Consider the following 18,245-nt stretch of genomic DNA (forward strand, 5'->3'; position numbering starts at 1 on the left):
GGGTCACCTCTCCGCACTGTGGGTGCCGGTCATGAGGGCGGCGAGGTCCTCGGGGTGGAGGAAGGAAGGGGGCGGCGGCGGGCCCCAGCTGAACAGCCCCTTGGCGCCTTCGAGGACTTCGGGGGTCCACAGCTGGTCGTCGACGACGCAGTCCATGTCGGAGTAGTACTCGGAGAAGTTGCCGGCCGGGTCCTTGAGGTACCAGAAGAAGTTGGATCCGGCGTGGTGGCGGCCCATGCCCCAGATGTGGCGCTCGGGGTGGCCCTCCAGCATCGCGGTGGCGCCGCGCCCCACGTCGTCGATGTCGTCGACCTGCCAGGACGTGTGGTGCAGGAAGGTGACGGGCGCCTTGAGCACGAGGACGTTGTGGTGGTCGGTGGAGCAGCGCAGGAATGCGCCGTTGTCCTTGATGTAGTCGCTTGCCTTGAAGCCGAGGCCGTCGCGGAAGAACGCGGTGGTGGCGTCGAAGTCGGTGGTGCCGACCACGGCGTGCCCGAGCTTGCGCGGCCTGACGGGGGTGGAGCGCAGAACGCCCGGGGCCCGCGTGCCGACACGGTCCCTGCGGCCGGGGCCGTTGTACGGCGTGGCGGGGACGGTCGGCTGGACCAGGCGCGGCGCGATCTCCAGCACGGCGCGCACGCCGGTGGCCTTGTCGTACGCGGTCAGCGACGGGCCGTTCGACTCTCCCGGCACTCCGATGCGCTCCAGCCGGGAGGCCGCGGCCGCCAGATCGTCGGGGTCGTCGACGCCGACCCGCACCTCGATCAGGCGGCGGGTGGGAGCGTGCACGATGTGCAGCTGGCGTCCGGCGTCCTGTGTGGTGAACCAGCCGTCGCCGTCGGGGGTGAGGCCGAAATCCGTGTAGTACGTGGCCGTTTCGGCGACGTTCGGGACCCCCATGGTGATGGAGGTCAGGCGGTGCAGTGCCATGTCGGGGACTCCTTCGTCCGTACTGGCGGCTCGGCTCAGGCGTCGAAGGTCTGGCGCAGCTCGCCGATGCCCTCGATGGCGGATTCCAGGACGTCACCGGGGGCCAGCCAGCGCTGCGGCTCGCGCCCCAGCCCCACACCGGCCGGGGTGCCGGTGAAGATCACGTCGCCGGGCAGCAGCGGCAGCACGGCGGAGAGCTTCGTGATCAGCGCGGGGACGGTGAAGATCAGGTCGCCGGTACGGCCCTTCTGGACCTCCTCGCCGTTGATGGAGCAGCGCAGTTCGAGGTCGTCGGGGTTGTCGAACTCGTCCGGAGTCACCAGCCACGGCCCGATGGGCGTGAAACCGGGGAGGGACTTGCCGAGGCTGAACTGCGGGATGGGGCCGGCGAGTTGGGAGACACGCTCGGAGATGTCCTGGCCCACGGCGAGTCCGGCCACATGGTTCCAGGCGTCGGACTCGGACACGCGCTCCGCGCGCTCGCCGATCACCACGACCAGTTCCACTTCCCAGTCGGTGTGCCCGTCCTTCGGGAGAGCGACCTCGGTGACCGGGCCGGTGATGCTGGTGACGAACTTGGTGAAGACCGGCGGCAGGCCCTCAGGCGCCTCGAAGCCCGATTCCGAGGCGTGCGCACGGTAGTTGAGGCCGATGGCGAGCAGCTGGCGCGGCGCCGGCACGGGGGATCCGAGCTCGGTGGCGTCGAAGGCGACGCCCTCCGCGAGCGTGGCACCGGCGGCCCAGGCGCGGAACTCGTCCCACCGCTCGTAGACGGCCTGAGGATCGGCGGTGAAGCGCCCGTCGCTGGCGCGCTCCACGTCGACGGCGCGGCCGTCGGAGATCAGTGCCAGTCGGCCGTTGAGGTTGGCGATACGCATGGGGAACTCCATGTGCGGGTGGATCGGAGCTGCTCCGTGATCAAGTCCGACCAATTGAGCATGATGATTACGTTGATATTGCGTCGCCGTCACCGGTGACGTCAAGGGTGAGCGGGGGTAACATCCATAATCAATTCATCCGAAGCCTCTGAAGCCCTCTGGGAGAGTCTTGAACCCCGCACGCGACGCCACGCGCTCCGGCGCCCCAAGCCGGGCCGAGCAGGCCGCCGAGCGTATTGGCGCGCTCGCGGAAGCGGCCGAACCCGGCTCCCGGCTGGGCACCAAGGAGGCGCTGCGGGGACTGTGCTCGGTCTCGGTCGGCACCTTCAACGAGTCGCTGCGGCTGCTCCAGTCCCGAGGCCTCGTCACCGTGCGGCCGGGCCCCGGCGGCGGGATCTTCAAGGCGGAGCCGTCGCCCATGGTCCGGCTCGGCAACTCCGTCCTTGCCCTCGATGCCCAGCAGACCGACGTCAGCGACGCGGTCCGCATCCGTGACGCCCTCGACCCGCTCCTCATCGAAGACGCCCTGTGGCATGCCTCCCCGGCCGACATCGCCGAGCTGCGCCTGCGGATCGACGCCATGGCATCGGCGGTCGATTCGGCCGACCCGGTCGCGTTCGTCCATGCCAACTGGCAGTTGCACGCCCGCATCGCGGCGATCAGCCCGAACGCGCTGCTGCGCTCGCTGTACAAGAACCTGCTCGACCTCATCGAGGCCCATACCCTGGAGGTGCTGCCGGGTGGCGAGCAGCCGTTGGGTGAGTACATCGCCCAACGGCATGAGCTCCACCGCGACTTGGTCGACGCGCTCGACCGCCGCGACCGCGAGGACGCGCTGCGGCTGATCAGGGAGCACAATACGACGTCGACCGACGGTCGATAGCGCCGTCAGCCAACACAGGGATCCGCCCTCGGACGCCGTGCACCAGGCCCTGCAACGCGGCCTGCGTCGGTTCGCCACCGGCCTGAGGGTGGCTCTGATGCCGGTGGCGAGCAGTCCGTACGGCACGGGGCCCGACGGGAGTGACGCGTTGAGTTCGGTCGTGTGCTCCCGCCAGTGCCGAAGTCGCGTCGTCACCGTGACCGGGTGGTACCGGCGGCGGTCACGGCGCGGTCCGTGCCGGGGGCTGGGGTCGGACGGCCTTCGGCAGCGTGCCTGCCTCGTCGGCCTCGTGCATGAACTCACTGGTGGCGATACCGGGATCGTCGAGCACCCCGTATGGCGCGCTGCGGCTTGGCCATCCGGACATGCCGCCGCCTGGGCGGGCGCTCCCGTCGGCCACCGACCCCAGACCCCCACCAGTCCGAAGGCCGCATTCCTACGGCCCGACAGACACGCGGCCTGGGCAGCCCCTGCTCTCCGGCAGGACCTCGAGGCAGGGGTTCGGCTCGGCCACGAACGGATGGAATCCTCCTCTTGCACGGCCGACAGCCCAGACACTCAGCTCTGGGCATGCTCGCCCGAGGCGGCCGAGGCACACCGGGAAGGTCGCCTCTCGTTCCGTACTCAGTCAGTGACGACAGTGACCGGCAGCGAATCCAGGCCACGCAGGATGTTGTTGAAGTGTCGGACCGGCTCGCCGGCCTCGATGCGGGACACCCTGCGGAGCAGCGCCCGCAGGATCGCCTCGCCCTCCAGGCGGGCCAGCGCCTGCCCCGCACAGCCGTGCAGGCCGTAGCCGAAGCCGAGGTGATCGAGGTTGTTCCGCGTGATGTCGAAGCGGTCGGCATCCGGCCATTTGCGTTCGTCGCGATTGGCGGATCCGTAAAGAACGGCCAGGCGGGAACCGGCCGGCACGGTGACGTCTCCGATGTTCCAGTCGACGCGCGCCGTCCGTCCGAACACCTGGACCGACGACTCATAGCGCACCACCTCCCGGAACGCCTGCGGGACCAGGGCCGGGTCCGCCCGCAACGCGTCCCACTGGACGGGGTGCTCGGCCAGCAGCCAGACGGTGTGGCCGATCGCGTGCACCGTGGTGTCCATCCCGGCCGTGACATAGGTCATCACCAACCATGGAGCGACGGCCTCCGGGATCTCCCCGGCGTCGACGGCGTCGTACACCGCCTTGCCCATGCTGCCCTCGGTCAGTGCTCCGCGAGTCGCACTGGTCATCACGTACTCGGCCAGCTCGGGCAACTGCGGGACCGATGCCAGGGTCCGGGCGTTCTCCGGACCGAAGCAGTTGAAGTTCGCGTCGAGAAGGGGGAGCAGCCGCTCGCGTCCCTCGCGCGGCAGACCGATCAGGTCGCCGACGACCTCGACGGGGAACCAGCGCGCGAGATCGGTCACCGCGTCGAAGGAGCCCTTCGCGACGAGGCGGTCGACGAGGAGCTCCGCGCGCCGGGTGATGTCGGGTGCCAGATCGCGCAGCGCCCGGGGAGCCAGGCGGGCGGCCAGGACGTTGCGCAGTTGGTCGTGCAGCGGCGGATCCGCGCGAAGAATGCCGTCGCCGATGTACTGGTTGAACTGCTCGTTCAGCGCGACGTCGGCGGACGAGAAGGATTCCCAGTCGCCGAGCACATGGCGCGCCTCCTCGTAGCGCGCGACGGCGAACACGTCGGATCGTTCCAGGTGGACGACCGGTCCCGCGTCGCGGAGTTCACGGTAGACGGGGTAGGGATCGGCCATGACCTTCTCGGAGAAGATGTCGGCATCCGAGCGGGGCGAAGTTGCAAGGGAGGGCACTGCGGCCTCCTTCAGTGAGCCAGCACCTGCTGGGCGATTTTGGCGAGTTTGGGCGCCGACATGGGGTAGTTCACCGCGGCCGCGGTACCAAAACCGTGTGTCTGTCCGGAGGCACGCCAGGCGAGCAGGACACGCCGGTCGGCGATGGATCCGTCGATGACCGTGGGCTCCCCGACCGGAGGCAGGTGACCGGCCAGCCGGATCTTCAGGCCGAATGCCTCGGTCCAGAAGAACGGCGGGGTGGTGGCGGCCACCCCGCCGTCCGGCTTCAGGCCGAGCAAGGTGGCCGCGGCGGTCCTGGCTTGTGACAGTGCGTTCGACCAGTGCGGGCTGCGCACACAATGCCCGTCGGCACGGCGGACGGAGACCACGTCGCCGGCGCCGACGATGTCGGGAGCCACTCGGCACTCGTCGTCGACCACGACTCCGCCGTCGAGGTCTACGCCGCTGCCGTGCAGCCACTCCATGTTGGGCACGTCGCCCACCGCGGTGACGACGATGTCGCCTTCCGCGAGCAGCGAGCCGTCGGTCGACAGCAGCCGGTCGGGGGTGCCGTCGCTGAACCCGACAGTGACGCCACCGGGGACGACACGCACCCGCACACCGTGCTCCGCGGCTGCGGTCAGCACCATGCCGGACAGCAGGGAGCCAAGACGGCCGGCCAGCGGACTGACCCCGTCGACGACGGTGACGGACTTCCCGAGGCTTGCGGCCGACGAAGCGACCTCCATGCCGAGGAAGCCGCCACCTGCCACGACGACCTCCTGCGCGCCGTCCATTCGCTGCCGCAGGTCGAGGGCGTCGTCGAGGGTGCGCACAGTGAGCTCGCTGTGTCCGCCATGGGTGAGACGGCGGGCGCGGGCGCCGGTGGCTATGACCAGACCGTCGTAGTGGAGGCTTTCACGACCTGCCAGCTCGACGACGTTCTTCGAACGATCGAGGCCGACCGCGGCGACACCGCCGAGCATCGAGACGTCGTCGAGGACGGGCAGGAAGACGCTGTGGTCGGGTTCGGCACCGACCAGGACGCCCTTCGACAACGGCGGCCGGGTGTAGGGCCGGTGGGATTCGTCACCGAGCAGGGTGATCTCACCGTCGAAGCCGAAGCCCCGTAGTGCGGCGGCGCAGGCGCAGCCGGCCTGCGACGCCCCGGCGACGACGATGTGGCGCCGCGCGGTCACGCCGGTGCCGAAGTGGTGGAGATGTTCAGAGCCGCTACGGGGCAGGCGCGCACCGCGGCATCAGCGAGTGGCTTCTGCGTCGGCGGGATCTCGGCCACGTCGATGACTGGTTCGTCGTCATCGTTGAGGTGCAACAGCTCCGGGGCGGCCTGCTGGCACATCCCGTAGCCCTCGCACCGGCCCATGTCGACCGACAGCCGACCGGTTTCCCGTTGCTCCATTGCAACTCCCCATCGCTACTCGCCGGCAGTACACAAGCAAGTCGACGCATGACGATCGATCCCGCGTCCTGCCACGGCGCATGCCTGATCACTCTGAAACTAAGAGCCATCGACCTGACAGTCAAGGCATGCGTCCCACCAAGCAGGACACGGAGCGATGTGGTAGCCGCTCCGGTCAGTCGCCGGTCACCGCCAACTGGCCGCTGATGAGCTCGGCAGCGTCGCGCACGGCTCCGACCACTTCCTCGAGCCGGCGGTCGGGGACCCGGTGTTCCAGCGCGGCCACGCTCAACGCGGCAACCACAGCACCGGAGGATCCGCGCACGGGAGCGGCGATACCGAGGATGTCCGCGTCGAGTTCACCCCGGCTGACGGTGTACCCGTCACGGCGGATCTCCGTAAGGCGCGCCATCAGCACATCGACATCCGTCATGGTGCGTGCGGTGAACCGCTGCAGTCGTTGCCCCTCGAGTAGCGCACGGCACTCCTCCTCGGGCAGCCACGCGAGCAACGCCAGGGCGGAGGCTCCGGCGTTGGCCGGCAGCACACTGCCGCGCTCGTAGGAGATCCGCACCGGATGCTCCGCCTCGCAGCGCTCCACACAGATGGCGGCTCCTCCGGCGCGACGTGTGAGCAGCACCGTCTCGCCGACCTCGGTACACAGACCCCTCATCACGGGCAGGGCGATCTCCGAGAGGCCGTATCCTCGCCGGGCCAGGCGCGCCAGTTCCAGAACGCGCAGCCCCAGGCGGAAACCGCCCCCCGGATCCTCCTCCAGGAAACCGCTGCCGACGAGACTCTGCAGGTAGCGGTAGGCGGTAGAGCGTGCCGTCCCCAGGGCCGTGGCGACCTCCTGACCCGAAACGGACAGCTTGCCCTCCGAGAACATCCCCAGGATGTCCAGCGCCCGGTCCGCGGTCGAGTTGCGCTCCCGGTACTGACTCGCCGGAGCAGCGTCTTCTGACTTACGTCCTGTCATGCAGGACATCCTAAGCCGATGGCGGATCCCACCCAACCTCGACCCGCAAAAGTGGAACAATTAGCTTTTTGCAGTCGTTCACTTAAACGACTCAATCTTTGTACTTGGAGTTGGTGGATCCCGTGACTCAGACGATGACGGGCCGGCGCGAGCGGAAGAAGGCTCAGACCCGGCAGGCGCTGGCCAGTGCGGCACTGCGGTTGTTCACGGAGCGAGGCTTCGACAATGTGGGCGTCAAGGAGGTCGCGGACGCTGCGGATGTCTCTCTGACCACGCTCTTCAACTACTTCCCCAGCAAGGAGGCGCTGGTCTTCGAGGAGGACAAGGATCTCGAGAGCGCCCTGGTGGACGCCGTGCGGAGCCGCCCCCAAGAACAGTCCGTGCTGCAAGCGCTCCACGACCACCTCATACGCACTCGCACGCACCTTCGCGCCAACGACCCCCTGTTCACCCTGATCGAGGCCACTCCGGCACTACGTGACTACGCGCACCGCATGTGGTTGCGCCACGAGAGGGCCCTGAGCGATGCCATCTCCGAGGCCACCGGCCTTCCCGCCGATTCCGTCGCCGTCACCGGCCTCGCCCGCTTCACCCTGGACACCCCCGCCGTCGCGCGCAGGTGCGCCGACCCCGTCGCAGCCATCGGGGAGCTGTTCGACCTGCTGAGCCACGGCTGGTCGATCGCCGGCCTGGCCGACCCGGATGACAATCCGAAGCCCGCAGCGGGCTGATCACTTCATTGCATCCACAGACATCGAGCCAACGGACCTCGCCCACGAGCGAAGTGCCACGCCACTGAGACCGGCATCCCACCGCTTAGTGCAATCGTTCCGAAAGTGTGATGGCTATACTTTCGCAAGCGATGCACCTTCGTCGGTGCTTCTCACGCACACGGAGGTGACAGTGATGACCGCGGTTGATGTGCCCGGCAGCAAGCAGCAACGCTCAATACGCCTCGTCCTCGCAGGCGTCCTGCTGGCCATGCTGCTGGCCATGCTCGACAACGCGATCGTCGGCACGGCGATGCCGACGATCGTCCGCGACCTCGGGGGCCTGGACCAGATGTCCTGGGTCGTGACGGCCTACACCCTGATGTCGGCCATCTCGACGCCGGTGTGGGGCAAGCTCGGTGATCTCTACAGCCGCAAGGGCGTATTCCTGGCCTCGATCGCAGTGTTCATCGCGGGGTCGCTGCTCGCCGGAGCGGCGTGGTCGATGCCGACGCTGATCGGCTTCCGGGCTCTGCAGGGACTCGGCGCGGGCGGGATCACCGTCGGAGCCTTCGCGCTCATCGGCGCCATGCTGCCGCCGCGCGAGCGGGGGCGCTACCAGGGCATGATCGCCACGACGATGGCCGTCGGCACGATCGGCGGCCCTCTCCTCGGAGGCGTCATCGCCGATCACCTGAGCTGGCGATGGGCCTTCTACATCAACATCCCCCTCGGGCTGCTGTCCCTGGCCTGGTGCTGGTGGGCGCTCGCCCTGCCGGCGACCACGCGCCAGAAGGTCCGGATCGACTACGCCGGAATCCTGACCATGGCGATGACGATCGCCTCCATGGTTCTGCTGGCCACCTGGGCCGGGAGTACCTATGCGTGGGTCTCCCCGCAGATCATCGGTCTCGCCGCCGTGGCCGCCGTGTCGCTCGCCGCCTTCATCGCCATCGAGCGCCGGACGGTGGAACCCGTACTGCCGCTCACGCTTTTCCGCAGCCGCAACCTCACTCTCGCGACGGCCTCGGCCCTCGTCACCGGAGTGGTGATGTTCGGCGCAGTGCTCTACCTGCCGCTGTTCCAGCAGACCGTCCAAGGCCAGTCGGCGTCCTCGTCGGGTCTGCTCCTGCTACCGATGATGTTGCCGCTGCTCATCGTCGCGCAGATCGTGGGCAAGGTGATGTCCGATACGGGCAAGTACAAGATCTTCTTCATCCTCGGCGCCATCTGCCTCACCCTCGGCGCGGCACTGCTCTCGACCGTCGACGCGGGAACCGGACGCCTTCCGGTCGGGATCTACATGGGCCTGCTCGGCATGGGCCTCGGCTTCTCGATGCAACTGTCGACGACCGTCGCCCAGAACAGCGTGGAGCTGAAGGACATGGGCGCCGCGTCCTCCGCCACCACTCTCTTCCGCACCCTGGGTGGCTCACTCGGTGTGGCCGTGTTCGGCTCCATCTTCACCCAGGCGACGCAGGGACACTCCCCGGCCGACCGGGACTCGTACCTGAGCGCCTTCGCACAAGGGATCGGACAGGTGTTCCTTGCGACCACGGTGATCTGCGCCGTCGGCTTCGCCATCTCGTGGTTCATCAAGGAAGTGCCCCTTGGCGGCCGCGCCCCGTCCGAGGACACCCACGCCAAGACCACGGCGCCGGCAGCCAACTGATCCGTCCGCTCCCCTCGCACGACAGGAAACAAGGAACGTCATGGCGAACACGACCACGCCCCACATCACCATCGTCGGCGCCGGCCTCGGCGGCCTGACGCTCGCCCGGATCCTCCAGGTCAACGGGATCGGCGTCACCCTCTACGAGGCCGACGCCGCCCGCAACGCGCGCCCCAGCCAGGGAGGCACACTCGACCTGCACCCCGAGTCCGGGCAGTGGGCCATGCACCAGGCCCGCCTCGAGAGGGAGTTCCTCGCCATCGCCCGGCCCGAAGGCCAGTCCTTTCGCCTGCTCACCAAGGACGGTGACGTGCTGCGCGACGAGGTCGCGGGCGAGGAGGAAATGGACCGCCCCGAGGTCGACCGCAGCGCGCTGCGCGATGTGCTGATGGACTCCGTCGACCCCGACTCCATCGTCTGGGGCAAGCACCTCAAGCAGGTTCGGCCGCTGGAGGACGGCCGCCACGAGCTCCACTTCAGCGACGGCTCGACAGCCCAGTGCGACACTCTCGTCGGCGCCGACGGCGCCTGGTCCCACGTGCGGCCGCTGCTGACCGACGCCACCCCCTCGTACACGGGCGTGAGTTTCATCGAACTGGGCATCCCCGACACGGACCACGCCCACCCGGAGATCTCCGCGTTCGTGGGCTACGGCACCTTGTACGTTTTTGCGGACGACAAGGGCATCATGCCCCAGCGCAACGGCGACGGCCGTATCCGCATCTACGTCGCCTTCCGCTGCGACGAGGACTGGCTCACCACCGCCAGCGGCATCCCGTTCGACCAGCCCGCCCAAGCTCGCGAAGCCATCCGCGGATACTTCGCCGACTGGGCACCCCAGCTGCAGGAGCTCATCCTGCGCAGCGACGACGTGATCCTGCCCCGGCCGATCTACATGCTCCCCATCGGCCTCACCTGGCAGCCCACCCCCGGCGTCACGCTGCTGGGCGACGCCGCCCACCTGATGTCCCCGTTCGCCGGCGAAGGCGCCAACCTCGCCATGCGCGACGCGGCCGAGCTGGCCCTGGCCATCGTCGCGGCCGACGGCGACTTCACCACCGCCACGGCCGCATACGAGAAGGCCCTGTTCCCCCGCTCCACCGAGTTGGCCCAGGAGTCCGCCGACAACCTCGATCTGTCGGTCTCACCCGACGGATCGCGCCAGTTCGACGCCCTGATGCGCCGCTACGAAGCGGCGGGCCAGTAACCCCCCGCTCCACCCCGCTGTTGCAGGGCCAGATCCGGTCGGGCCCTGCAACAGGGCTGAGCCGCCGCGCTACTTGCCGAGGTCTCCCCAACCCCGTCGCAGCAGATCGAAGACCGTGTTGATCTGCGCCTCGACCGAAGAGCCGTCGCCTCGGACCAGGAACAACGCCTCGATCGCATAGTGCGCCAAGGCCCGACTGGCGATGTCATCGGCCGATGCGCCCGTCTCCTCGGCGATCGCCGCAGCCAGCGAGGCCTCGTGACGCCGCCACATGCGGCGCGCGTAATCGCTCAGTGCCGGAGTCGACTCGACGAGGGCGAGGAAGGGCGCGAAGTCAGGGTGGGCCGTGCGTTCCACGCCTTGCGCGATGAGGTAGTCACGCAGGGCATCGAGGATCGACTGTCCGGCGTCCCGCTCACGCACCGCGGCGACGAGGGCCGCCTCCCGGTCGGCGTCCTCGTCGAAGATGAGGGCTTCTTTGCCCGCTGGGAAGTGCTTGAAGACGGTGCTCACCGCCACATCCGCGGCCTCGGCCACGTCCTTCAGGCTCACCTGGTCGTAGCCCCGCTCGATGAACAGACGCACGGCACTGTCCGACAGCGCCTTCCGGGTCTGTGCCTTCTTGCGCTCGCGTCGTCCGATCTGGTGCTCCGTCATGACGGAAGATTAGCCAAAAGAGCGAACGAGCCGCAAAATGCAACCGTTACACATACGGGATGCGGAGGATAGGTGGAACCCACCGTCGTAGCTGTCGTCGGCGTCATCAGCATGGTTGCTGTCGCCATGTTCTCCAAGCGTCTGGGCCTGGCCGAACCTCTCAGCCTCGTCGTCGTGGGCGCGGCGTTGAGCTTCGTTCCCGGAGTTCCCCACGTGTCGGTCGAACCGGAGTGGATCCTGGCCGGCGTGCTGCCGCCGCTGCTGTACTCCGCGGCGGTGAACATGCCGGCCAACGACTTCCGGCGGAACCTCAGAGCGATCAGCACCCTGGCTGTGTGGTTGGTCGTGGCCACGACGCTGGGGGCGGGTGTCTTCTTCCACGCGCTCGTCCCCGACATCGGCTGGCCCGTCGCCTTCGCGCTCGGCGCCGTCATCAGCCCGACCGACGCGGTGGCCGCCACCTCCGTGGGCAAGCGCCTGGGCCTGCCGCACCGGTTGCTGGCCACGCTGGAAGGCGAAGGGCACGTCAACGACGCGTCCTCGCTGGTGCTGCTGCGCTCCGCGGTGGCCGCCATGGCCGGGACCGTGTCGTTGTGGAGCGTCGCCGGAAGCTTCGTCTACTCCGTGGTGGTCGCCGTGGCCATCGGCCTGGTGATCGGTCATGTGAACGTCCGCATCAAGGCCCGCCTGAACGACGCGGTGCTCAGTACCGCGGTGTCCTTCGCCGTACCGTTCATCGCGTACGTGCCCGCCGAGGAATTGCACGCCTCCGGCTTGCTGGCCACCGTGGTCACGGGCGTGGTGACCGGCTACCAGAGTCCCGCGCGGCTGCGCGTACAGGACCGGATCACGGAAACGGTGAACTGGCGGACGGTCGCCTTCCTGCTGGAGAGCGGACTGTTCCTGCTGATGGGCCTGAGCCTGAAGGCACTGATCGACGAAGCCAGTGACTCAGGCCCCAGCGTGGGCAGCGTGGTCCTGCTCGGGCTGGCCGCCTCCGCGCTCGTCATCGCCGTGCGCATCATCTTCGTGGCTCCGCTCGTCCTGGGACTTCGAAGCCAGGAGCGCCGAGCGGCCACCAAGCAGCCACGCCTGGACGAGCTCCGCGCCCGGCTCGACGAGCAGGCCCCGCCGGATCACCTGACACCGGCCCGTCAGGAACGGCTGCGGGAGCGGGTCCTGCGCGTGGCGGCAGACCTCGACTTCCACCTCAACGAGAGCCTGGGCTGGCGCGGCGGCGTCGTGCTCGGCTGGGCTGGCATGCGCGGCGCGATCACCGTCGCCGCCGCGCAGACCCTGCCCGAAGACACCCCGCACCGCCCCCAACTCGTCCTGATCGCCTACGTCGTCGCAGTGACCACGTTGCTGTGCCAGGGCCTGTCCCTGCCGACGGTCATCCGGGTGGCGAAGGTTCCCGGTGAAGACCAGGATCGGCTGCGCGAGGAAGAGCAGAAACTGTTCGCACAACTCGCCGCCGCCGGAGCCGCCGCGCTGGCCGGCCCCGGCCTCGCCGACCCCGACGGCAAGCCGTTCGACCCGGACACCGTCGAGCGAGCCCTCAGTGCCAACAGCGATGTCCTGGCCGTCGATCACCTCAACGCGGCGGATGACGGGGCAGACCCGCTGCATCGGCAGTACCAACAGCTGTGCCTGCTTGCGCTGGACGCACAGCGAACCCAGCTGGGTACCGCCCGCTCGCGCGGAACCTACAGTTCGCCGGTTCTCGCCACAGCGCAACGGGCGCTGGACAAGGAGGAGGCCAGACTGCAGCGGATGACGGACAGGTAGCGTCGTCCTCGACGAGCCCTCCAGCTCGGCAGGTCCTCGGCTCAGCCGATCCCCATCCGCACTGCCTGGGTGGAGAGGTCCTCTGCAGCGCCGCGCACGGCCTCGACGCACAGCGGGATGTCGCGGTCCGGAACGCGATGCGAGAAGGCTGCGATGCTCAGGGCGGCGACGACAGCACCGCCCTCGCCTCTCACCGGAGCGCCCACACCGAGAACGTCGGGGTCCAGTTCACCGCGGCCCACCGCATAGCCCTGTTCCCGTATCTCGGCAAGGTGAGCGCGCAGTTCCTCGGGATCGGCATGAGTGGCGTCGGTGTAGCGGGGCAGCGGCCCGGCCAGCAGTTCGTCGAGTTCCTTCGCGGGAGCCCAGGCGAGCAGCGCCAAGGCGGCGGCCCCGGCATTGATGGACAGCACCTGCCCACGCTCGTACGAGAGACGCAGAGCTGTGCCCGCTTCCTCGCGTTCGAGGCACACGACGGCGGAGCCGGCCCTGCGGGTGAGCAGGACCGGCATGCCGGTGCGCTCGACCAGCCGACGCATGACGGGCCGCGCCAGGTCCGACAGCCCGACGCCCTTGCGTGCGAGTCGGGCGAGATCGATGACGCGCGGCCCCAGCCGGAAGCCGGAACCCCCGCTCTCTTCAAGGAAGCCGTTCGCGGTGAGGCTCTGCAGGTACCGGTAGGCGGTGGACCGGGCAACCCCGAGGCGGGAGGCAACTTCGGCGGCGGGCAGTACGAGCCGGTCGTCGTCGAACATCAGCAGGACGTCCAGCGCCCGATCGGCAGTTGAGTTACGACCCGAACGCTCTCGACCAGTTCCCGTATTCCAAGAAGAACTTCCTGACATGCAGGAAACTTAGCAGGGGCCGGAAGATGTCGACAGAGGGAACTACTTGACCGGCTGGTAGGCGCTGCCACCGTCGCTGAGCAGCCGTTCAGCCTCCGCGTAGATCTCCTCCGGGGAGAGGCTGAAGTCGATGGTCTTACGGAAGGGCTGCCGCACGTCCCGCTCGATACGCAGGTAGACCTCGTTGCGATTGCCTTCGGGGTCGAAGAAGTAGATGCCGAAGGCGTTGCCGTGGGTCACCTCCTGCTGAACCTTCACGCCTTCCTCCTCAAACCGCCGATGGAAGGCGCGCAGGTCCTCGATGGACTCCACGCGCCAGGAGATCTGGTGCTGCTGCTTGTCGCCGATGGGAGACGTGCGCCCGGACTGGAGCACGAACTCGTGGTGCTCCTCGTCCGGCCGCGCACTGAAGAACACGATCTCCAGGCCCTCGTCCTCGTCAGTGACGGCCAGCCCCATGACGCGCTCGTAGAAGTCCCGCATCTTCGGCAGGTCGTACACCCACAGCCCGGTGTGCCCGAGTCCGGTGATAGCCATGCTGCCACCCCTTAGGATTTCCTAGTGTCTCACTTTGCAGGACATGTATCCTGCATGTCACAACTAGCGTACGATCGAGTCTGGCATCGGTCAATAAAGGAAGAGGTGCACCTCACATGCGACTTGCGACTCTGCGAGTGGGCGACGGAACGCGGGCGGCTCGACGCGACGGAGACTCCTACGCCCTGCTCCCGTACGCCGATCTGGGAGCCCTGCTCGGATCGGGCGAGGACTGGACGCGAACGGCGGAGAACGCCGAGGGCGAGCGCATCGACGCCGCCGATGCCAAGTTCGCTCCTCTGGTGCCGCACCCGAACAAGATCATCTGCCTTGGTCTGAACTACGCCACGCACATCAAGGAGATGGGGCGGGACACACCCAAGTACCCGACGCTGTTCGCCAAGTACGACGGATCGCTCATCGGGGCGTACGACCCGGTCACGCTTCCCGTGGTCAGCGACAGCGTGGACTGGGAAGCCGAACTCGGCTTCGTGATCGGCCGGGCGGCCCGTCACGTCCCGAAGGAGAGGGGGCTGGACTTCGTCGCCGGCTACACGGTCGTCAACGACGTGACCGTGCGCGAATACCAGCGCCGTACGCGGGAGTTCCTGGCCGGCAAGACCTTCGAGGCGACCACGCCCGTGGGCCCCGAGCTGGTCACGGCGGACGAGTTCGGGGGCGCGGAGCCGGACTTGGAGATCCGCTGCGAGGTGGACGGCGAGGTGATGCAACGGTCCCGCACGTCGGACCTGCTGTTCGGTATCGCCGACATCGTCTCCTACCTCAGCGACATCATCACGCTGCAGCCGGGTGACCTGATCTGCACGGGGACCCCCGGCGGAGTCGGTGACGGACGGGATCCCAAGGTGTACCTCAAGGAGGGCCAGGTCCTGCGGACGGTGGTGGAGGGGCTCGGTGAGACCCGCAACGTGTGCGTGCGGGAGGCGATGCAGGGCTGAGGCAACTGCGCATGGTGCTCAGCCATGTAACGCTTCATGTTCCTCGCGCGGGCCCAGGGCCGGCTTGCATGGTGGAGGGTGGGGCTGGCGGCCGACAGCGCGGCGCTGACGTAGCCGCTGTCGACGAAGTGCTCGCCGACAGCGGACGCCAAGGCGTTGGGGGCGGCCCGCAGTTGCTCAGCGGTCAACTCCAGCCGGTTCAGCCGGTGCCCGTTGAGGCTCGGTGCGGCTGCTGACGCGATCGCGGAACTCGCCCAGCGGGGAGTGGTCGAACCCCGGATCCGTCAGCTCCAGCCCCGGCAGGAACTTCCAGTCGATGCGGACCCGGACGGCGGCTGCGGCCTGACGGTCCGACAGCGCCTCGGCGAACTGCAGGACAGAGACGGCAGCCAACTGACCGGGCAGCCGGCAACCTCGGCCGTCTGCCCCAGTGCCTCGCCGAGAACACGGGGGTGCAGCGACACGGTCCTCACCTCATCGCGACATCCCCGCACCTGGTCACTCCATCTTCCTTCCACCGGGGGCGGCTGCTGTGGCGGATGATGCTGGACTTCAGCGACGACGGAACGCGGTCCCCCCGCATGCCTTGCGAAGCAAGGTCACTCAGGCGGACGCGAGACGAAGTGCCAGGGCGGCGACCGACAGGGCGGTCAGGAAAACAGCGCCGATCATCGACTGGTTGAGACGCCGGGACCTGAGATGGAACCCGAGGGCGCCGAGGAAGTAGGCCAGGCTTCCCACAGCCGCCGCGACGCCAATGGGCCACCAGAAGAGCCCGACAAGAAGACCTACGGCGCCGGCAACAGTACATGCACCGAGCATCCACATCCGGTCAGCAGGGAATCCGACCTCGGTCATCAAGTCGGTCTGGCCGGCATCACCGGTCAGCTTGGCAATGCCGCTGCCCAGCAAAGCGACTGCGAGCACACAGCTGACAACAACTGTGGCAATGAACATGAATGACCTCCAGGACGGACTCGCCCAACCAGTGAAGTAACAGCACGTGAGCGAATCATGCTCCGAGTGTTGCGCAGTACGGCACAACGGCAAGCATATTGCACCATATGGCCGCCCGCGCCAGCCAGACTTGGCGAACTCTTCCCTCACACTGTGGAAGTCCTCTCCGTCCTGGAAGTACGCAACCGCGCCCTGGGAAATTGCACACACGGCCGGCGAGAAGTCAAGCGATGCCCGTGGGCCCTTCTCATTCTTTCCGTCGGGATGCGTGTTTTCGTGCGCAGGCGACCACCTCTTCTGTCAAGGGCGATATTCCCCACACCTGCACGACGCTGAACAGGGGCCCCAACCAGTGAAGTTGCGGTGTTACGGTTGGCCCCGTGAGAAATCGGATTGTCGTCAAGGGTGCCCGCCGGCACAATCTCCGTGACGTGTCCGTAGAATTTCCTTGGGATGCGCTCACCGTATGCGCAGAGGTGTCCGGATCCGGAAAGTCAAGTCTGGCGTTCGACGCCATATTTGTCGAAGGTCAGCGACGTTATGTTGAATCCCTTTCGGCATATGCGCGGCGATTTCTCGGGCAGCTGGACAAGCGCAAGAAGCACTCCATCGACGTGGTCGTGGACCGGCTGGCCGTCAGGCCCGGGGTACGGCAGATGGTGTTGCACGGTGCCGAACGGCAGCTCCAACTCGCCTGCCAGGACCGGTTCGCCGGGTACCTGCGCGAGGTGCCCTGCGCGGCCTGCGGGGGCGGTTCGGCCGTCGCCGAAGACACCCCGGAACACGTCTCGGCCCAACCCCGGTCGCACACCGGACGGTTCCTCAACTCCCTGCTGGAGCACAGGTGAACGCCACGGACGTACAGGACCCGGAAGAGCTCCTGCTCGCGCAGCACGACGAGAGCGATGCCCCCGCGCCCCGGCTCTCCTCCGACAGCGGCACCGTCGACCAGGTCAAGGACTACCTGCGGCTCATCGCCAAGGTCCCGCTGCTGACCGCCGAGCAGGAGGTGGACCTGGGCAAACGCATCGAAGCCGGCCTGTACGCCGAGCATCTCCTCGCCGAAGCCGAAGAACCCGGCCTGGAACCGCACTTCCGCCGGGAACTGAGCCTTCTCGCCGAGGACGGCCGCCGCGCGAAGAACCACCTCACCGAGGCCAACCTCCGCCTGGTGGTCTCCGTCGCCAAGCGCTACACCGGACGCGGACTGCAGTTCCTGGACCTCATCCAGGAAGGCAACACCGGGCTGATCAGGGCCGTGGAGAAGTTCGACTACGCCAAGGGCTTCAAGTTCTCCACGTACGCGACCTGGTGGATCAAACAGGCAGTCACCCGGGCCCTGTCCGACCAGAGCCGCACCATCCGCATCCCGGTCCACACCGTCGAGATCATCAACCGTGTGGCACGGATCCGCCGCGAACTGCTCCACGACACCGGGCACGAGCCCACCCCGGAGGAAGTGGCCGAGAAGGCGGAGCTCCCGGTGGAACGGCTGGCTGAACTCAACGCCTACACCAAGGAACCCGTCTCCTTCAACATCGCACTGTCCGACGAAGGCGACACCGAGTTCGGCGACCTCATCATGGACAGCGACTCGCCCTCGCCCTGGGAGTCGGTCACCTTCGACCTCCTCCAGCGAACCATCAAGAGCCTCCTCGCCGACATGACCGCGCGCGAGGCCGGCATCATCTCCCTGCGCTACGGCCTCTTCGGCGGCCGCCCGCGCACGCTGGAGGAGATCGGAAAGATCTACGGCGTCACCCGCGAACGTATCCGCCAGCTCGAAGCGAAGACGATGAGCAAGCTGCGCCACCCATCGCGTTCGCAGGTTCTGCGGGATTACCTCAACGACGAGTGACGGAAGCGGCTCAGTCAGACGCGTATCTGCATTTGCCCAGGTAAGCCCCACTTTTCTCTCTTGGGCCATGATCCATGTAAATAAGTCAAGACTTACTTTTCAGGAATTTCGACCGCAAAGTGGGGGATCGAATTGAGAGGAGCACCCAGTTGTCGCAGGTGAACGACCCCGCTGTGC

General features: G+C 67.7%; 19 protein-coding genes and 1 pseudogene. 8 read left to right on the forward strand and 12 right to left on the reverse strand.

The features are described from left to right. Positions 1 to 3: 3 nt before the first annotated feature. Positions 4 to 930: a VOC family protein gene (locus IG08_RS0110460; protein ID WP_030599245.1), complete on the reverse strand. Its 927-nt coding sequence runs from the start codon at positions 928 to 930 to the stop codon at positions 4 to 6. Positions 931 to 965: 35 nt separating this feature from the next. Next, entirely contained in the window at positions 966 to 1,808 is an 843-nt protein-coding gene (locus tag IG08_RS0110465) for a fumarylacetoacetate hydrolase family protein (RefSeq protein ID WP_030599246.1), read from the reverse strand. A gap of 169 nt (positions 1,809 to 1,977) precedes the next feature. On the opposite strand from IG08_RS0110465, the gene IG08_RS0110470 reads away from it, so the two are divergent. Continuing rightward, positions 1,978 to 2,691, forward strand: a complete 714-nt coding sequence (locus tag IG08_RS0110470) for a FadR/GntR family transcriptional regulator (protein ID WP_030599248.1) — start codon at positions 1,978 to 1,980, stop codon at positions 2,689 to 2,691. Between the two features lie 220 nt (positions 2,692 to 2,911). Here IG08_RS0110470 and IG08_RS60030 read toward each other — a convergent pair whose 3' ends face one another. The 5 genes from IG08_RS60030 to IG08_RS0110495 form a co-directional block, all read right to left on the reverse strand. Further along, positions 2,912 to 3,058: a hypothetical protein gene (locus tag IG08_RS60030; protein WP_158812206.1), complete on the reverse strand. Its 147-nt coding sequence runs from the start codon at positions 3,056 to 3,058 to the stop codon at positions 2,912 to 2,914. Between the two features lie 257 nt (positions 3,059 to 3,315). Beyond that, the gene (locus tag IG08_RS0110480) at positions 3,316 to 4,497 is read right to left on the reverse strand and encodes a cytochrome P450 (RefSeq protein WP_030599250.1); all 1,182 of its coding nucleotides are present in this window, start codon (positions 4,495 to 4,497) and stop codon (positions 3,316 to 3,318) included. A gap of 11 nt (positions 4,498 to 4,508) precedes the next feature. Then, complete coding sequence (locus IG08_RS0110485) at positions 4,509 to 5,678, reverse strand: NAD(P)/FAD-dependent oxidoreductase (RefSeq protein ID WP_030599253.1); 1,170 nt, start codon at positions 5,676 to 5,678, stop codon at positions 4,509 to 4,511. Next, complete coding sequence (locus IG08_RS0110490; RefSeq protein WP_030599256.1) at positions 5,675 to 5,899, reverse strand: ferredoxin; 225 nt, start codon at positions 5,897 to 5,899, stop codon at positions 5,675 to 5,677. The genes IG08_RS0110485 and IG08_RS0110490 overlap by 4 nt, the downstream gene beginning before the upstream one ends. 175 nt (positions 5,900 to 6,074) lie before the next feature. Beyond that, complete coding sequence (locus IG08_RS0110495) at positions 6,075 to 6,878, reverse strand: IclR family transcriptional regulator (protein WP_030599258.1); 804 nt, start codon at positions 6,876 to 6,878, stop codon at positions 6,075 to 6,077. 122 nt (positions 6,879 to 7,000) lie between these two features. On the opposite strand from IG08_RS0110495, the gene IG08_RS0110500 reads away from it, so the two are divergent. The 3 genes from IG08_RS0110500 to IG08_RS0110510 all read left to right on the forward strand — a co-directional run bounded on the left by IG08_RS0110500 (position 7,001) and on the right by IG08_RS0110510 (position 10,467). Next, complete coding sequence (locus tag IG08_RS0110500) at positions 7,001 to 7,609, forward strand: TetR family transcriptional regulator (RefSeq protein WP_030599262.1); 609 nt, start codon at positions 7,001 to 7,003, stop codon at positions 7,607 to 7,609. A 175-nt stretch (positions 7,610 to 7,784) separates the two neighbouring features. Continuing rightward, on the forward strand, positions 7,785 to 9,260 hold the full coding sequence (locus IG08_RS0110505; RefSeq protein WP_052424588.1) for an MDR family MFS transporter: 1,476 nt from the start codon (positions 7,785 to 7,787) through the stop codon (positions 9,258 to 9,260). Positions 9,261 to 9,300: 40 nt separating this feature from the next. Continuing rightward, positions 9,301 to 10,467 (forward strand): FAD-dependent oxidoreductase, encoded by a 1,167-nt coding sequence (locus IG08_RS0110510; protein ID WP_030599267.1) that lies wholly within the window; start codon positions 9,301 to 9,303, stop codon positions 10,465 to 10,467. Between the two features lie 69 nt (positions 10,468 to 10,536). Here IG08_RS0110510 and IG08_RS0110515 read toward each other — a convergent pair whose 3' ends face one another. Beyond that, complete coding sequence (locus tag IG08_RS0110515) at positions 10,537 to 11,124, reverse strand: TetR/AcrR family transcriptional regulator (RefSeq protein WP_030599269.1); 588 nt, start codon at positions 11,122 to 11,124, stop codon at positions 10,537 to 10,539. A gap of 72 nt (positions 11,125 to 11,196) precedes the next feature. Between IG08_RS0110515 and IG08_RS0110520 the strand changes: the two genes are divergently transcribed. Further along, entirely contained in the window at positions 11,197 to 12,912 is a 1,716-nt protein-coding gene (locus IG08_RS0110520; RefSeq protein WP_030599271.1) for a cation:proton antiporter, read from the forward strand. A gap of 41 nt (positions 12,913 to 12,953) precedes the next feature. On the opposite strand, the gene IG08_RS0110525 is transcribed toward IG08_RS0110520, so the two are convergent. Further along, complete coding sequence (locus IG08_RS0110525) at positions 12,954 to 13,757, reverse strand: IclR family transcriptional regulator domain-containing protein (protein WP_043453890.1); 804 nt, start codon at positions 13,755 to 13,757, stop codon at positions 12,954 to 12,956. A 42-nt stretch (positions 13,758 to 13,799) separates the two neighbouring features. After that, positions 13,800 to 14,294: a VOC family protein gene (locus IG08_RS0110530; protein ID WP_030599276.1), complete on the reverse strand. Its 495-nt coding sequence runs from the start codon at positions 14,292 to 14,294 to the stop codon at positions 13,800 to 13,802. Between the two features lie 116 nt (positions 14,295 to 14,410). On the opposite strand from IG08_RS0110530, the gene IG08_RS0110535 reads away from it, so the two are divergent. After that, positions 14,411 to 15,253 carry a fumarylacetoacetate hydrolase family protein gene (locus IG08_RS0110535; protein WP_030599279.1) on the forward strand — a complete coding sequence of 281 codons (843 nt, stop codon included), beginning with the start codon at positions 14,411 to 14,413 and terminating at the stop codon, positions 15,251 to 15,253. 234 nt (positions 15,254 to 15,487) lie between these two features. On the opposite strand, the pseudogene IG08_RS62985 reads toward IG08_RS0110535, so the two are convergent. Together IG08_RS62985 and IG08_RS0110545 are read right to left on the reverse strand one after the other, a co-directional pair. After that, positions 15,488 to 15,652, reverse strand: a pseudogene (locus IG08_RS62985) (transposase); the annotation flags it as partial. Between the two features lie 204 nt (positions 15,653 to 15,856). Then, the gene (locus IG08_RS0110545; RefSeq protein WP_030599284.1) at positions 15,857 to 16,210 is read right to left on the reverse strand and encodes a DoxX family protein; all 354 of its coding nucleotides are present in this window, start codon (positions 16,208 to 16,210) and stop codon (positions 15,857 to 15,859) included. A 380-nt stretch (positions 16,211 to 16,590) separates the two neighbouring features. On the opposite strand from IG08_RS0110545, the gene IG08_RS62990 reads away from it, so the two are divergent. Both IG08_RS62990 and IG08_RS0110555 read left to right on the forward strand, forming a co-directional pair. After that, positions 16,591 to 17,058 carry a hypothetical protein gene (locus IG08_RS62990; protein WP_420823285.1) on the forward strand — a complete coding sequence of 156 codons (468 nt, stop codon included), beginning with the start codon at positions 16,591 to 16,593 and terminating at the stop codon, positions 17,056 to 17,058. After that, entirely contained in the window at positions 17,055 to 18,068 is a 1,014-nt protein-coding gene (locus IG08_RS0110555; protein ID WP_030599289.1) for a sigma-70 family RNA polymerase sigma factor, read from the forward strand. Before IG08_RS62990 ends, IG08_RS0110555 begins: the two co-directional genes overlap by 4 nt. Positions 18,069 to 18,245: the final 177 nt, after the last annotated feature.

Source organism: Streptomyces fulvoviolaceus (assembly GCF_000718165.1).
GTDB classification, from domain to species: Bacteria; Actinomycetota; Actinomycetes; order Streptomycetales; family Streptomycetaceae; genus Streptomyces; species Streptomyces fulvoviolaceus.